Source organism: Geodermatophilaceae bacterium NBWT11 (genome assembly GCA_014218215.1).
Classification (GTDB): domain Bacteria; phylum Actinomycetota; class Actinomycetes; order Mycobacteriales; family Geodermatophilaceae; genus Klenkia.
In genome coordinates this window covers 533050-548179 of sequence record CP043652.1, presented here as the reverse complement: position 1 = coordinate 548179, position 15130 = coordinate 533050, and the positions used below count along the sequence as shown (strand labels likewise).

At 74.4% G+C, this 15130-nt stretch carries 14 protein-coding genes; 5 read left to right on the top strand and 9 right to left on the bottom strand.

Annotated elements, in window-relative coordinates; translation table 11 throughout:
• On the bottom strand, positions 1–969 hold the full coding sequence (locus tag F1C76_02595) for a helix-turn-helix domain-containing protein (protein QNG35641.1): 969 nt from the start codon (positions 967–969) through the stop codon (positions 1–3).
• Between the two features lie 59 nt (positions 970–1028).
• Between F1C76_02595 and F1C76_02590 the strand changes: the two genes are divergently transcribed.
• Positions 1029–2354, top strand: coding sequence for an MFS transporter (locus tag F1C76_02590; protein QNG35640.1), 1326 nt, complete (start codon positions 1029–1031; stop codon positions 2352–2354).
• Positions 2355–2480: 126 nt separating this feature from the next.
• On the opposite strand, the gene F1C76_02585 is transcribed toward F1C76_02590, so the two are convergent.
• On the bottom strand, positions 2481–3197 hold the full coding sequence (locus tag F1C76_02585) for an SDR family oxidoreductase (protein ID QNG35639.1): 717 nt from the start codon (positions 3195–3197) through the stop codon (positions 2481–2483).
• A gap of 93 nt (positions 3198–3290) precedes the next feature.
• Between F1C76_02585 and F1C76_02580 the strand changes: the two genes are divergently transcribed.
• Positions 3291–4133 carry a LysR family transcriptional regulator gene (locus F1C76_02580; GenBank protein QNG35638.1) on the top strand — a complete coding sequence of 281 codons (843 nt, stop codon included), beginning with the start codon at positions 3291–3293 and terminating at the stop codon, positions 4131–4133.
• On the opposite strand, the gene F1C76_02575 is transcribed toward F1C76_02580, so the two are convergent.
• From F1C76_02575 to F1C76_02555, 5 genes are read right to left on the bottom strand one after another with little or no spacing between them, the layout of a single operon-like run.
• Positions 4130–5395: an SDR family NAD(P)-dependent oxidoreductase gene (locus tag F1C76_02575; GenBank protein QNG38954.1), complete on the bottom strand. Its 1266-nt coding sequence runs from the start codon at positions 5393–5395 to the stop codon at positions 4130–4132. The two genes, F1C76_02580 and F1C76_02575, sit on opposite strands and share 4 nt — an antisense overlap.
• The gene (locus F1C76_02570; protein QNG35637.1) at positions 4978–6318 is read right to left on the bottom strand and encodes a TetR/AcrR family transcriptional regulator; all 1341 of its coding nucleotides are present in this window, start codon (positions 6316–6318) and stop codon (positions 4978–4980) included. The genes F1C76_02575 and F1C76_02570 overlap by 418 nt, the downstream gene beginning before the upstream one ends.
• On the bottom strand, positions 6171–7733 hold the full coding sequence (locus tag F1C76_02565) for a cyclohexanecarboxylate-CoA ligase (GenBank protein QNG35636.1): 1563 nt from the start codon (positions 7731–7733) through the stop codon (positions 6171–6173). Before F1C76_02565 ends, F1C76_02570 begins: the two co-directional genes overlap by 148 nt.
• Positions 7730–8230: a nuclear transport factor 2 family protein gene (locus tag F1C76_02560; protein ID QNG35635.1), complete on the bottom strand. Its 501-nt coding sequence runs from the start codon at positions 8228–8230 to the stop codon at positions 7730–7732. Before F1C76_02560 ends, F1C76_02565 begins: the two co-directional genes overlap by 4 nt.
• Positions 8227–8994 carry an enoyl-CoA hydratase/isomerase family protein gene (locus tag F1C76_02555; GenBank protein QNG35634.1) on the bottom strand — a complete coding sequence of 256 codons (768 nt, stop codon included), beginning with the start codon at positions 8992–8994 and terminating at the stop codon, positions 8227–8229. The genes F1C76_02560 and F1C76_02555 overlap by 4 nt, the downstream gene beginning before the upstream one ends.
• A 128-nt stretch (positions 8995–9122) precedes the next feature.
• Here F1C76_02555 and F1C76_02550 point away from each other — a divergent pair, with 128 nt between their 5' ends.
• From F1C76_02550 to F1C76_02540, 3 genes are read left to right on the top strand one after another with little or no spacing between them, the layout of a single operon-like run.
• Complete coding sequence (locus F1C76_02550; GenBank protein QNG35633.1) at positions 9123–10292, top strand: acyl-CoA dehydrogenase; 1170 nt, start codon at positions 9123–9125, stop codon at positions 10290–10292.
• Between the two features lie 31 nt (positions 10293–10323).
• Complete coding sequence (locus F1C76_02545) at positions 10324–11118, top strand: enoyl-CoA hydratase/isomerase family protein (protein ID QNG35632.1); 795 nt, start codon at positions 10324–10326, stop codon at positions 11116–11118.
• A 27-nt stretch (positions 11119–11145) separates the two neighbouring features.
• A complete protein-coding gene (locus tag F1C76_02540; protein ID QNG35631.1) occupies positions 11146–11634 on the top strand; it encodes a hypothetical protein in 489 nt (162 codons plus the stop codon).
• Positions 11635–11720: 86 nt separating this feature from the next.
• Here the strand turns inward: F1C76_02540 and F1C76_02535 are convergent, their stop codons facing one another.
• Both F1C76_02535 and F1C76_02530 read right to left on the bottom strand, forming a co-directional pair.
• Entirely contained in the window at positions 11721–13337 is a 1617-nt protein-coding gene (locus F1C76_02535) for a choline dehydrogenase (protein ID QNG35630.1), read from the bottom strand.
• A complete protein-coding gene (locus F1C76_02530) occupies positions 13334–14836 on the bottom strand; it encodes an aldehyde dehydrogenase family protein (protein QNG35629.1) in 1503 nt (500 codons plus the stop codon). Before F1C76_02530 ends, F1C76_02535 begins: the two co-directional genes overlap by 4 nt.
• Positions 14837–15130: the final 294 nt, after the last annotated feature.

The following is a 15130-nucleotide window of genomic DNA, read 5'->3' as shown; positions in this document are numbered from 1 at the left end:
TCAGCTGCTCGCACCCCGGTAGGTGCGGCGGTAGGCGAGCGGGGAGACCCCGATCGCGGCGTGCAGGTGCTGGCGCAGCGACGTCGCGCTGCCGAACCCGGCCTGCTCGGCGACCCGGTCGACGCTGACGTCGGTGGTCTCCAGCAGGTGCCGGGCCCGGTGCACCCGCTGCTGGGTGAGCCACCGCAGCGGGCTCTGGCCGGTCTCCTCCCGGAAGTGCCGGGTCAGGGTGCGCACGCTGGTGCCGGCGTGCCGGGCGAGGTCGTCGAGGGTGAGCGCGCGGTCGAGCCGGTGCAGGGCCCACTCCCGGGTCGCCGAGGTGCCCGAGCCGGCTTCGACGGGCACCGGGCGGTCGACGAACTGGGACTGCCCGCCGGTCCGCCAGGGCGCCACCACCCGGCGGCGGGCCACGTCGGCGGCCACTGCGTTGCCGTGGTCGCGGCGCACCACGTGCAGCAGCAGGTCGATGCCGGCGGCGTTCCCCGCGCTGGTCAGCACGTCGCCGTCGTCGACGAAGAGCACATCGGGGTCCAGGCGCACCTGCGGGTGCAGCCGGGCGAAGCGCTCGGCGTGCATCCAGTGCGTGGTCGCCGTCCGGCCGTCCAGGAGCCCCGCGGCGGCGAGCACGAACGCGCCGGTGCAGATCGACACCACCCGGGACCGGGACGCTGCCGCACGCAGCACGGCAACCAGGTCGGCGGGCACCTCGTCCGGGGTCGGCCACGGCCACCCGGAGACCCCGGGGACGACGACCGTGTCGGCCCCGTCCAGCAGGGCGGCGTCCCCGTCGGGCAGCAGCCGGTAGCCGGCAGAGGTGGTGATCGGGCCGCCGTCGGGCGTCGCGGTGCGCACCCGGTAGAGCGGCCGGCCCGTCTCGTCCTGGGCCCCGCCGAGGAAGGCGTGCGGGAGGCCCGTCTCGAAGGCGATCCCGGTGTCCAGGGCCAGGACGACGACCTCGTGCAGAGCCATGGCCGGATCCTTGCACGTGGTGGCCGTCCGGCCACTGTTCTCCGGCGGCGGGAGACGTCATGCTCAGCCCCGTGACCGCCGCACCGCGCACCCGCCGGATCCACCCCGCCTGGTGGGTCGCCGCGGTGACCTTCCTGGCGCTGGTCGGGGCGGCGGCGTTCCGGGCGGTGCCCGGTGTGCTCATCGAGCCGCTGCAGGAGGAGTTCGGCTGGTCGACGTCGACCATCTCCGCCGCGGTCGGGCTGAACATGGCGCTCTACGGGCTGACCGCGCCCTTCGCCGCGGCCCTGATGGAGCGCTTCGGGATCCGGCGGGTCGTGGTCAGCGCGCTGCTCGTCGTCGCGGTCGGGTCCGGGCTGACCGTGTTCATGACCGCGCCGTGGCAGCTGGTGCTGTGCTGGGGGCTGCTCGTCGGGCTGGGCACCGGGTCGATGGCCATGTCGTTGGTCGCCACGATCACCGGCCGCTGGTTCGTCGCCCGCCGCGGGCTGGTCTCCGGGGTGCTGACCGCCGGCGGGGCGGCCGGGCAGCTGGTGTTCCTGCCCGTCGTCGCCCAGGTCTCGGCCGCGCACGGCTGGCGACCGGCGGCCCTGGGGACGACGGCTGCCGCCCTCGTCGTCATCCCGCTGGTCGCCTTCTTCCTGCGCGACCGGCCCAGCGACGTCGATGCGGTGCCCTTCGGCGGCACGGCGGCCGACGAGCCGCCCCGGGCCACCGGCAACGCCGCCCGCACCGCGCTCGCCGGGCTCGCGCTGGCGTCGAGGACCCGGGTGTTCTGGCTGCTGGCCGCCGGGTTCGCGATCTGCGGGGCCACCACGAACGGGCTCGTGCAGCCGCACTTCATCCCGGCCGCGCACGACCACGGCATGCCGGTGACCACCGCGGCGTCACTGCTGGCCCTGGTCGGGCTGTTCGACATCGCCGGCACCATCGCCTCGGGCTGGCTGACCGACCGGGTCGACCCGCGCCTGCTGCTGCTGGCCTACTACTCGCTGCGCGGGTTGTCGCTCTTCCTGCTGCCGCCGCTGTTCGGCTCGGACCTGCAGGCCTCGATGATCGCGTTCATCGTGTTCTACGGCCTGGACTGGGTGGCCACCGTGCCGCCCACCCTCGCCCTCTGCCGGCAGCACTTCGGCGCCCGCGCCCCGGTGGTGTTCGGCTGGGTGTTCGCCAGCCACCAGGTCGGGTCGGCGATCGCGGCGTACTCGGCCGGGGTGGTCCGCGACGTCACCGGCACCTACGACGCCGCCTGGTACGGCGCGGCGCTCCTCTGCCTGGTCGCGGCCGGGCTGTCCATCGCGATCCGTAAGGGCTCGGCGCCGGTGCCGCCGTCCGCCCCCGACCCGGAGCTGGCCGCCGCCGAGGACGCTGTCACCCGCGGCTGACCCGCCCGCCCCTGCCCCCGGCGTCGATCAGCTCCGACGACCACCGTGCGTCCTCCTCCACCGGCGTCGGTGGAGGAGGACGGAGTTTCGTCGTCCCAGCTGATCAACGCCGGGGCGGCGGAGGGGTCACCAGGGGATGGGGCCGTCGTCGTCGGAGTAGGTGCCGGTGGGGCCGCCGTCGGGGAGGGTGGCCAGGCGGATCGGGGTCTGGGCGCCCTGCGCCGGGGTGCGGGTGCCGCGGAAGCCGTTGAGGTCGGTGGCCACGAAGCCGGGGCAGCCCATGTTGACCAGGATGCCGGTCTCCTTCAGCTCCTTGGCGTACTGCACGGTGACCGCGTTCAGGTAGGTCTTGGACGGCGAGTAGGCCGCCGACAGCGGGCCGGTGGTGCCGTCGTCGGCGCTCTGCCGGGTCAGCGACCCCACCCCGCTGGAGACGTTGACGATCCGCGGGGACGGCGAGCGGCGCAGCAGCGGCAGCACCGCGTTGGTCAGCCGGATCACGCCCCAGACGTTGACCTCGACGGCCGCACGGACGGCGTCCAGTCCCACCTCGCTGGGCGTCTGCACCCCGCCGCCGGTGACCCCGGCGTTGTTCACCAGCACGTCGAGGCCGCCGCGCTCGGCCAGCAGGGCCGCGGCGGCGGCCACGCTCGCGTCGTCGGTGACGTCCAGCGGCACCCCGAACGCGTCCGCCCCGGCCTCGCGCAGCCGGGCGACGGCGGCCTCCCGGCGTTCGTCGTCCCGGGCGCCGACGCCCACGGCCCAGCCGAGCCGGCCCAGCCCGGCGGCGATCTCGTACCCGATGCCCTTGTTCGCGCCGGTGACCAGCGCTGTCGTCGTCATGCGCCCAGGGTCGTCGCTGTCCGGGGCCCTGCGCCAACACCGATCGGGTGTGATCGATGCTCTCCGGGTATCGGTGGGCGTACCGTCGCCGGGGTGGAGACACGGGAGCTGCGCTACGTCGTGGCCGTGGCCGAGGAGCTGCACTTCGGGCGGGCGGCCCAGCGGCTCGGCATCGCCCAGCCGCCGCTGTCCCGGGCGATCAGCCAGGTGGAGCGCCGGTTGGGCACCCCGTTGTTCGAGCGCACCAGCCGCGTCGTCCGGCTGACCGCGGCCGGTGAGGTCCTGCTGCGCGAGGGGCGGGCCGCGCTGGCCGCGGTCGAGGCCGCCGAGCGGCGCACCCGTCGGGCTGCCCCGGACGCCGGGCAGGCCGGCGTCGTGCTGGTGACCAAGGCGGGCGCGTCGGCCGAGCTGCTCGCCAAGCTGCTGGACGCGTACGCCGCCGAACCCGACGCAGTGGCCGTCGACGTGCTGCTCTGCGGGATCGGCGAGCAGGAGCCGATGCTGCGCGACGGGCGCGCCGACGTCGCCCTGCTGCACCGGCCCTACGACTCCACCGCCGGGCTGGACGTCGAGGAGCTGGCCACCGAGGGCCAGCTCGCCGTGCTGCCGGCCGGCCACCCGCTCAGCGGCCGCACCGACGTCGTCCTGGCCGACCTGGACGACCTGCCCGGCCTCCCCGCGCCCCGTTGGCCGGGTCCCAGCGGCGTCTCGGCCGGGCCCGGCCCCGAGGTGCGCGACCACGCCCAGCTGCTGCAGCTCATCGCGCTGGGCCGCACGTTCGCGGTGCTGCCCGAGTCGGTCCGGCCACAGCTGCACGAGGGCCTCACCGCGGTGCCGGTGCTCGACGCGCCGTCGGTCACGACGGTGATCGCGTGGCCGCCGCACAGCCGGTCCCGCGCCGTGGCCGGCCTGGTGCGGACGGCGCTGCGGCTCTAGCCGATCCCGGCGCCCCAGCGGTCGGGGTGGCGGGGCTGCTGGACGTCGTCGGTCAGTGCCGCGGCGAAGGCGTCGGCGTCCCAGGCGGGACGCTGCCAGGTGGCTGCCGGGGCCGGGTGGGTCCACACCGACAGCTGGGACCCGTCGAAGGACAGCACCTGGCCGTGCAGGTGGGTGGCAGCCGGCGAGGCGAGGAACACCACCACGGGCGCCACGGTCTCCGGTGGCGGGAACGCCAGCGCGTGGCCGACGGCCCCGGTCTCGAACACGGCGGTCATGTCCGTGCGGGCGACCGGGGCCAGGGCGTTGACCCGGACGCCGTGGCGGTGCAGCTCGAGGTCCATCGCCCGGGTCAGCCCGACCACCCCGGCCTTGGCGGCGGCGTAGTTGGTCTGTCCGGCGGTGCCGAACAGCCCGGCGCCCGAGGTCACGTGCAGCACGGCGCCGCCGGTGTCGCGCATCGCCCGGACGGCGGCCCGGCTGCAGTCCCAGGTGCCGCGCAGGTGCACGGCGAGGACGTCGTCGAACTCGGCATCGGTCATCCTCGCCAGCGAGCGGTCCCGGGTGACGCCGGCGTTGGTGACCATCAGCCCGAGCGAGCCGAACGCCTCCACGCAGGTGTCGACCAGCGTCGTCCCGGCGCCCGTCCCGGCGACGGAGGCGACGCAGCCGACCGCGGTGCCGCCCCGTGCGGTGATGCCCTCGACGACCGCCGCGGTCCGGTCGGGGTCGGTGCCGTTGACCACCACCCGTGCCCCGGCCGCCGCCAGCGCCTCGGCGAACGCCCGGCCCAGGCCCCGGGTCGAGCCGGTGACCACCACCGGGAGGCCGGCCAGGTCGGTGCTCACCCCGCCACCGCCGGGGTGGCCAGCACGGCCCGCAGGACGGCCCGCAGTGCCGTGGCGGCGTCGGGCCGTTCGTGCCACCGCCCGAGCCGGACGACGTCCGCGACCACCGCACGTGCGGCGTGCACCAGCACCGCGGCCTGGTCCGCGGACAGCTCCGGCCGGGCGCGGGAGAGGGCGTCCACCCACGCGGCGACGTCGGCGCCGAGTGCCTGCCGCACCCGGCGGCCGGCCTCGGGGGGCAGGTTCTTGGCCTCCAGCACGTAGACGGCGAACAGCAGCCGTTCGGTGAGGCCGAGGTCGACGTGCGCGTCGACCAGGGCGTCCAGGTCGCTGCCCTCGGCGTGCTGGGCAGTGAGCCGCGAGCTGGCCGCGGTGAAGGCGGCCACCAGCAGGTCGGCCTTGGTGGCGTACCAGTGGTAGATGCTCGGCCCGGCCATCCCGAGCTCGGCGGCGATGTCGTCGAGGCTCACCGCCTGGTACCCGCGGGCGGCGAACAGCCCCACGGCGGTGTCGAGCAGCTGGTCGCCCCGGCCGGCCGGGGCCTGGCGAGCGGTCGTGACCCGACCGTCCGGGTCGGCCGCCCAGGAGGCACGGGCGGCCGACAGCGCGGCCGCGGCCAGCACCGCGGCGTGCCGTGCCCCGTCGGGGGCGCGGCGCTGCACCGAGGGACTGGCCAGCACGGCCAGCACGGCCGTGGTGGCGAACCGGGCCCGGTCGGCCGGGAGGTCCGGGCGGTCCCGGGTGATGACCGCGGTGAACCGGCGGGCCAGACCGGCGAAGCGGCGTTCCAGCGGCGTGCGCCGGGCGTCGTCCAGGTGCCGCAGTTCGCGCTGCAGCAGCACCCACAGGTCGTGCTCGGTGACCGCGGCGGTGGCCAGGACGTCGAGGAACTCCTCGAGCGGGGCGTCCGGCGCCCGGCCGAGGGCGGCCTCCACGACGTCCAGGGCGTCGCCCACCGCGGCCGCCAGCAGCTCCTGCTTGTCGGTGAAGTGCCGGTAGAGCGCAGGCGCGGTGATGCCCACGGCCGCGGCGACGTCGGCCATCGAGACGTGGTGGAAGCCGTGCAGCCGGAACAGCCGGCCGGCGGCCTCGGCGAGCTGGGTGCGGCGCTGGGCCGTGGGCAGCCGGGTGCGGCGGACCGACCCGGCGGGCGGGGGTGTCACCGGGTCGGTCCTCCTCACGGGCGTGCTCAGCCCAGCTCGCGCAGCCGGTGCTTCTGGATCTTGCCGCTGGCCGTGGCGGGCAGCGCCGGGACGACGGTCCAGTGCGTGGGGAACTTGGCCTTGGCCATCCGGGCGGCGTCCAGGTGCTCGATCATCCGCTCCGGCCCGGTCCACTCCACCCCCGGGGCGAGCACCAGCCAGGCGCCCACGGCCTCGCCCATCCGCTCGTCGGGGACGGCGGTCACCGCGGCCGCGGCCACGTCGGGGTGGGAGGCGAGGGTGGACTCGATGTCCAGGGTGGAGAACTTCTCCCCGCCCCGGTTGACGATGTCCTTGAGCCGGCCAGACATCCGCACCCAGCCCTCGGCGTCGACCACCCCGACGTCACCGGGGTAGAACCAGCCCTCGTCGTCGATCTGCTCGGCGGTCCGCTGCGTGTCGGTGTAGCGGGTGAGCAGCTGCGGGCCGCGGATCCGCAGCTCGCCCTCCTCGCCGTCGGGCAGTCGTTCCCGGTCGGGACCGACCGCCTCGATCTCCATGCCGGGCAGCACCTTCCCGTCCCACAGCGAGCGGCGCTCGACCGGGGCGTCCTCGGGGGCGGCGGCACACACCCCGGCGGTCTCGGTCATCCCGTAGCAGCGCATCGCCCGCACCCCGACGGCCTCGGCGCGCTGCACCACCACCGGTGGGATGGCGGCGCCGGCACAGGCGTACAGGTCCAACCGGTGCCCGGCCCCGGCGCCGGCCTCGTAGCGCTGCACCAGGTCGGCCAGGAACAGCGTGGCGCCCATCGCCAGGGACGCCCCCTCGCGTTCGATCACCGCGACCGCCTCGTCCGGCTGCCAGGCCGGCATGATCACCGACCGGGCGCCCAGGAAGGCCGGGAAGACGACACCGGCGACGAACCCGCCCAGGTGCGACAGCGGCGTCGCGCAGAGCACGACACAGCTGTCGTCGACGTCCAGGGCGACCTGGAAGGCACGCAGGTGCGCCAGCAGGGCCGAGCTGGACAGCAGGGCGCCCTTCGGGGCCGAGGTGGTGCCCGAGGTGTAGAGCAGCAGCGTCGGCTCGTCGGGGTCCAGCGGCTCGGGCAGCTCGGTCTCGGGCACCTCGCCGGTGACCGGCAGTGCCGACCAGCCCTCGCGGGTGCCGCCCACCAGGTAGCGGACGGCGGGGGAGTGCCCCAGCTCGGCGAGGATCGCGTCGGTCTCCTCGGCGGGCCGGCGGGGACCCAGCTCGGCGGCCACGGCGACCACGGTCGGCCGCGCGTCGCCCAGGATCTGGGCCATCTCGTGCTCCCGGTAGATCGGGATGACCGGCATGTCGACCGCCCCGATCCGGAACGCGGCGACCTGCAGCGCGAGGGCCTCCAGGCAGTTGGGCAGCTGCACCATCACCCGGTCACCACGCTGCACACCGCGGCGCACCAGGTCCGCGGCCACGGTGCGGACCCAGGCGTCGAACTCCCCGTAGGTGACCCGGCGGTCACCGAAGACGAACAGCTCCCGGTCCGGGGTGCGGGCTGCCTGCCCGGCGAGCAGGTACCCGATCCGGGGGTCGTGCACGTCGACCGCTGACGTCGTCGTCATGCCGTCGTCCTCTCTGCTGGTGCTGTCGGGGTGGTGGTGAGGCCGAGCAGGTACGCCCCGCCCTTCCTGCCCTCGCGGGGCGGGAGGGCGCCGAGCTGGCGGAGCATGTCGACGATCTCGAAGGCGGCGGTGTAGCGGGAGAGCAGTCCGTCGGTGAAGCCCAGGAAGACGTCGCAGCCCTGCACCCGGAAGGTCCGGTCGGTGTGCAGCGCCGCCGGGGCGTTCCCGGACTGCTCGAAGAGCACCAGCGCCCTGCCGTCGTCCACCGCGGTGAACAGCTGGACCTCGGTGACCCGGTACTCCGGCATCGCCCGCCAGATCGCGTCGACGTAGGCGCGTACGGCCTCGCGGCCGTGCAGCGGCTCGGGCCAGAAGACCCGCTCCTCCCAGGAGACGTCGGGGTGCAGCAGGGCGAGCACCGTGTCGGTGTCCCGGGAGTTCCAGGCGTCGATCCAGTCGTCGGCGAACCGGCGCAGGAACGCGGCGTCGACGGTCATGCGCGCTTCCCGATCGCGGCGTAGGCCTCGGAGATGCGCTCGACCACGTCGGGGTGCCAGACGATCTCGCGGTAGGCCATCGTCTCGAACGACAGCGCCGAGATCGGGTCCATCGCCGGCGAGCGCAGGATCATCTCCTTGTTGAACAGCGCGGACTTCGTCGTCGTCGCGGCGATGCTCGCCGCGATCCGGGTGGCCTCGGCGACGACCCCGCCGGTGGGCACCAGCCGGTCGACCAGCCCGATGCGCAGCGCCTCGTCGGCGTCGATCCGGTCCCCGCTGAGCGTCAGGAGCTTGGCCTGGCTGAGGCCGACGATCTTCCACAGCGGGGAGAAGTAGGGGGTCAGCCCGAACTTGACCTGCGGGAAGCCGAAGACGGCGTTCGCTGCGCCCACCCGGATGTCGCAGAAGACCGCGATGTCGCAGCCGCCGCCCAGCGTCGGGCCGGCGCAGGCGGCGATGGTCGGCTTCGGGTAGTCCAGCAGTGCCCCGTAGACCCGCAGGCACGCCGCCGCGTAGGCGGCACGGGACTCCTGGGTGAACCCGGACTGCAGGTCCAGGTCCAGTCCCGCGCAGAACATCTCCTCGCCGCCGGTGAGGACGACGGCAGCGACGTCGTCGTCGGTGCGCCAGGCGTCGAGGTGGTCACCGAGCCCGCCGAAGAGCTCCAGGCTCAGCGCGTTGCGCCGCTCGGGCCGGTCGAAGGTGATCGTGCCGACGCCCGCGGACGTCGAGGCGGTGATGGCGGTGGACGGGTCGGTCACGAGCGGCTCCCTGGTCGGCGGTGTGCAGGAAGCTAGCAGCACAAGTGAACGACGGACAGGTCTATGTCTGCTCTTCCTGCATCGTCAGAAGCCCCTCGATGCGTTGCCAAGTGAATGCTGCCTAGCCTATGGTCCGACACGTGGCTGACCGCTTCCCCCGCACCGTCTTCGATGCCGACCACGAGCTCTTCCGGGAGACCGTCCGGGCGTTCATCACCGAGGAGGTCGCCCCGCACCACGAACGGTGGGAGGCCGCCGGGATCGTCGACCGGTCGTTCTTCGCCCGGGCCGGCGAGCGCGGTCTGCTGATGTCGGCCACCCCCGAGGAGTTCGGCGGCGCCGGTGTCGAGGACTGGCGGTTCGCCGCCGTCGTCGACGAGGAGTTCGCCCGCGCCGGGTACGCCTCGGCCGGGCTGGGGCTCGCCCTGCAGAACGACGTCGTGGGGCCCTACCTGCTCGACCTCACCGACGACGCACAGAAGCGACGCTGGCTGCCCGGCCTCACGTCCGGGGAGCTGATCGGCGCGATCGCGATGACCGAGCCCGGCACCGGCAGCGACCTGGCCGGCATCTCCACCCGCGCGGTCCGCGACGGCGAGGACTACGTGGTGGACGGGTCCAAGACCTTCATCTCCAACGGCCAGAACGCCGACCTCGTCGTCGTCGCGACCCGCACGTCGGAGGACAGGCACCGCGGGCTGACGCTGCTCGTCGTGGAGCGGGACACCCCCGGCTTCGAGCGCGGCCGCAACCTGGACAAGCTGGGCCTGCACGCCCAGGACACCAGCGAACTGCACTTCACCGACGTCCGGGTGCCCGTGGCCAACAGGCTGGGGGAGGAGGGCCAGGGCTTCTACCAGCTGGTCGGCAACCTGCCGCAGGAACGGCTGTCCCTCGCGGTGACCGCCGTCGCGGCGTCCGAGGGCGTGCTGGCCCGCACGCTGGCCTACGTCACCGACCGGCGCGCCTTCGGCACCGCGATCGGCAGCTTCCAGCACAGCCGCTTCCTGCTCGCCGAGCTGTTCACCGAGGTCGACGTCGCCCGGGTGTTCGTCGACCGGTGCATCGAGCTGCACGTCGCCGGTCGGCTCACCGCCGTCCAGGCGGCGGAGGCCAAGTGGTGGACCTCGGAGCTGCAGGTGAAGGTCGCCGACCGCTGCCTGCAGCTGCACGGCGGCTACGGCTACATGCGCGAGTACCCGGTCGCCCGGGCGTTCGTCGACGCCCGCATCCAGACGATCTACGGGGGGACGACCGAGATCATGAAGGAGATCGTCGGTCGCGACCTCGGCCTCTGACCCCCATCCGTCCCACCAAGGAGAGCACCCCGTGACCGAGCACCCGTACCTGAGGACGTCCGTGGAGAACGGCGTCGGCATCCTGCAGCTGGACCACCCCGAGAAGCGCAACGCCCTGGGCTGGGAGCTCCACGAGGGGATCATCGCCGCCCTGGAGGCCTGGGCCTACGACGACGAGGTCGCCGCGGTGTTGATCATCGGGAACGAGCAGTACTTCTGCGCGGGGTGGGCGCTGGACGTCCTGCAGGGGACGACGGGGGAGGACCGCACCCGGTTCACCGACCTGGCACTGCGGCTGATGGTGACGATCTACGACTACCGCAAGCCCACCGTCGCCGCCGTCGCCGGTGTGGCCCCGGGCTACGGCATGGACGTGGCCAACATGTGCGACATCACGATCGCCTCGGAGAACGCCGCGTTCGGGTCCACGCAGGTCAAGTACGCGATGAACGGCTTCTACCACGGCATCCTGCGCAAGACGAACACCCAGCGGGCCCGCCGGATGTTCTTCACCGGCGACCCGATCGACGCCCAGGAGGCCCTCCGGGTGGGCCTCGTCGACGAGGTCGTGCCGGTCGGTCGGCTGCGCGAGAGCGCGCTGCGGCTGGCCGGTCAGATCGCCGAGCACGGGGCCGAGCTGACGACCGTGCTCAAGGAGGTCGCCCTGCGCGCGGGCAACATGGACCACGTCGGGGCGACCGCCTACGAGCTGCGCGTCACCCACGACCTGGTGCAGCGGGGCCTGTTCACCCGGAAGATCGCCGAGGGCCTGGACCGGCTCAAGGCCGGGACCAGCAAGGCCACCGAGCGCCTCGCCCGCCGCTGACCGGCCGGTGCTGGCAGGCTCACCCGCGTGCGACGGCCCCCCGCAGTCCTGGCCGTCGCGACCGGGGTGTGCCTGCTCTCGGCCTGCTCGCCGATCGTGCAGGGCTCGCCGGCGATCGGGCTCGACGCCGGCGGGCGGCTGATCGGGGCGGTGCAGCCCTGCACGGTCGACGTGACCGTCGCGCACCTGCGGGCGGACGGGGCGGACGAGGACCTGGTGACCTGGGAGCGGTCCTCGGCCGAGGAGGGTCTGCAGGTGTGGCTGCTGACCCCGGGGCGCTCGCTGGCCTGGTCCCGGTCCGGCGAGCTGCCCGACCTCGACCCCGCCACCACCTACGAGTTCTGGGTGTCCGCCGACGACGACGAGGAACGCACCGACCGGTTGAGCGTGACGGGCGCCGAGATCGCCGCGCTCACCGCCGGTCAGGTGCTGGTGCCCCCGGACTGGTCGGGCCAGGGCACCGAGCCGCCGGCCGCCGTCCTGTCCCTGGGCGACCTCGCCGACCTCCCCTGCTGACCGGACCCGCCTCCCAGCGTGGATCAGGTGACCTGATCAAAGACTGGCCGCCCTCACCAACGTTGCTGAGGGAGGACAGTTCCTGATCAGGAGACCTGATCCACGCTGCGGGCCGGCGTGCGCGAGCCCAGGGCGGCGCGGACCAGGTCCGCGCCGCGTTCGGCGATCATGATCGTCGGGGCGTTGGTGTTGCCGCGGACCAGGGTCGGCATGACCGAGGCGTCGACGACGCGCAGGCCGTCAATGCCGTGCACCCGCAGCTCGGGGTCGACGACGGACTGGTCGTCGGTGCCCATCCGGGCCGAGGACACCGGGTGGTACAGCGACTCCAGGGTCTGCCGGACGGCGTCGCGCAGCCCTTCCCGGCTGGACACGGTGCCGCCGGGGGACCACTCCTCGGCGAGCACCCCGGCCAGCGGGCCGACCGACGCGATCTCGCGGGCCTTCTGCACCCCGGTGACCAGCGCCTCGAGATCCCGGTCGTCGGTGAGGTACCCGGCGTCGATGGCCGGGGCCCAGGTGGGGTCGGCCGAGCGCAGCCGCACCGAGCCTCGGGAGTGCACGTCGACCAGCACGGCGCAGGCGGTGAACGCGTCGACGTCGGGGTCGACCCGGGCCTGCTGCCAGTACTTCACCGGCAGGAAGTGGAACTGCAGGTCGGGCTCGGCCAGCTCGGGGGACGAGCGGGTGTAGAGCCCGGCCTCGGCCAGGTTGGACGTCAGCGGCCCACGGCGGCGGGCGAACCACTGCGCGTAGCCGGCCGGGGACTCGCCCCGGAACAGCGAGCGGCCCTCCCGGACGTGCCAGATCGTCGGCACCAGCGGGTGGTCCTGCAGGCCCGCGCCGACACCGGGCAGGTCGTGCGCCACCTCCACGCCCACCGACCGCAGGTGGTCGGCCGGTCCGATGCCCGAGAGCATCAGCAGCTGCGGGGAGTTGATCGCACCGCCGGACAGCAGCACCTCCTCGGCGTGGACGGTGTGCCGCTGCCCGCCGGAGAGGTACTCGACGCCGGTGGCGCGCGACCCGTCCAGCACCACCCGGGTGACCTGGGCGCCGGTGCGCACGGTCAGGTTGGGCCGGTGCAGCGCCGGCCGGAGGTAGGCGTCGGCGGTCGACCAGCGGAGGCCGCGCTTCTGGGTCAGCTGGTACAGCCCGGCGCCCTCCTGCCGGGCCCCGTTGAAGTCCGGGTTGCGCGGGTATCCGGCGGCCACCGCGGACTCCACGACCGCGCGCGACCACGGGTGCGGGGAACGGGGGTCCTCCACCCGCAGCGGGCCGCCCACGCCGTGGAAGTCGTCGGCGCCGCGGCCGTTGTCCTCCATCCGGCGGAACAGCGGCAGCACCTGGTCGAAGGACCACGAGGGGTCGCCGGTGCGTGCGGCCCACGCGTCGTAGTCGGCGGCCGCGCCCCGGATGTAGATCATCGCGTTGATCGAGCTGGACCCGCCCAGCAGCTTGCCGCGCGGCCAGAACAACGACCGTCCCGCGGCGGCGGGCTGCGGCTCGGTGGCGTAGTTCCAGTCCCGCCGGGTGCGGAAGGTCTTGTAGAGGGCGGCCGGGACCTGCACCTCGAGGACGTCGTCGGACCCGCCGGCCTCCAGCAGCAGCACCGACAGCGACGGGTCCTCGCTCAGCCGGCCGGCCAGCGCGCAGCCGGCCGACCCGGCGCCGACCACGACGACGTCGAACGAGGAGGTCACCGGTGCCGTCCGTGCACCAGGCCCATGACCCGGGCGAGGGCGTCGGCGGCCTTCGCGGGTCGTCCGAAGCTCATCAGCGCCACCGGGAGCGGGAAGCGCTGGCGGGTGATCGCCTTGGCCCGGGTGAACTCGCGCAGCCCGTCCTCGCCGTGGATCCGGCCGAAGCCGCTCTCCCCGACCCCGCCGAAGGGCAGCGCCGGCACCGAGGCGAACGTGATCACCGAGTTGACGCTGGTCATCCCGCTGCGCATCCGGCGGGCCAGGTCCATGCCGCGCTTCGCGGAGCCCGCGAACACCGAGCCGCCCAGCCCGAGCGACGTGCCGTTGGCCAGCTCCAGCGCCTGCTCGGCGTCGGCCACCCGGGTGATCGTGATCGTCGGGCCGAAGGTCTCCTCCTGCACCGCCGACGAGGTCTCGGGCACGTCCAGCAGCACGGTGGGGGCCACGTACCCGCCGTCCACGCTGCCGCCGACCACGGCCCGACCGCCGGTGGCGGCCGCGTCGTCCAGGTGCCGCTGCACGACCTCCGTCTGGGACGGCATGGTCATCGGGCCGTAGGAGGCACCGTCGTCCGAACCCGGGCGCAGCGCGGCGACCTGGTCGGTGACCGCGGCGACGAAGGAGTCGTAGACGGCGGCGGTGGCGTAGACACGCTCGATCCCGATGCAGGTCTGCCCGGCGTTGCTCATCGCACCCCAGACGGCGGCGTCCGCCGCGGCGGCCACGTCGGCGTCGTCGTCGACGATCATCGCGTCCTTGCCGCCGCACTCCATCAGCACGGGGGTGAGGGTCTCGGCGCAGGTGGCCATGACCTTCCGGCCGGTGGCGGCCGAGCCGGTGAAGGCGATCTTGCCGACGCCGGCGCGGCAGAGCGCGGTGCCGGTCGGGCCGAGGCCGGTCACCACCAGCAGGGCGTCGGGGGCGTCGGGGACGGCGGCCGACCACGCCTCCGCGAGCCACGCGCCGATCGCCGGGGTGAACTCGCTGGGCTTGAAGACGACGGCGTTGCCGGCGGCGAGGGCGTAGGCGATCGAGCCCATCGGGGTGAACACCGGGTAGTTCCACGGGCCGATGACGCCGACCACGCCGAGGGGCTGGTACTCCAGCACCGCCTGGTGGTTGGCTGCGAGCAGCCCGGGGTGGACCGACCGGGGTCCGAGGGTCTTCCGGGCGTGCGCGCCGGCCCAGGCCAGGTGGTCCACCGCCAGGGTGATCTCCAGGACGGCGTCGGCGTGCGGCTTGCCGTTCTCCCGGTGCACCAGGTCGGCGAGCTCGTGCATCCGGCGGGCGAGGTACCCCCGGTACGCGGCCAGCCGCTCCTTGCGCCCGTCGAACCCGAGCGCGGCCCACGCCGCGGCCGCCACCCGGGCGCGGGCGACGGCGGCGGCCACCGCGGCCTCGTCGGCGACCGGGAACTCGGCGACCAGGGCGCCGGAGGCGGGGTTCGTGGAGCGGAACGTCTCGGCAGCGCTGCCGACCGACGGTTCGACCAGGGTCATGCCGCGGGAGAGTACCCCGGTTGTTACCCGCCAGTAGGGCGGCGACGGACGCCCCCGCGGTGCCCCCCACGTGGGTGACGTTGCGGAACAAGTTCGTCCGCATGTGGCACGCTGCGGTCGCAGGCGACGACGGGGGTGGGCGCGGTGCGGTGGCCGAGCGGGTGGGGACCGAGCCAGGTGGCTCAGGCGGTACGCCGGGGAACACCGCGCGCAGCGGCGCCGCCCACCGGTGGGGGTGCGCCGGACCCGCCGCCGGCCGCACCCGTCGCCGTCCTCGTCCCGGGATGACGGGGC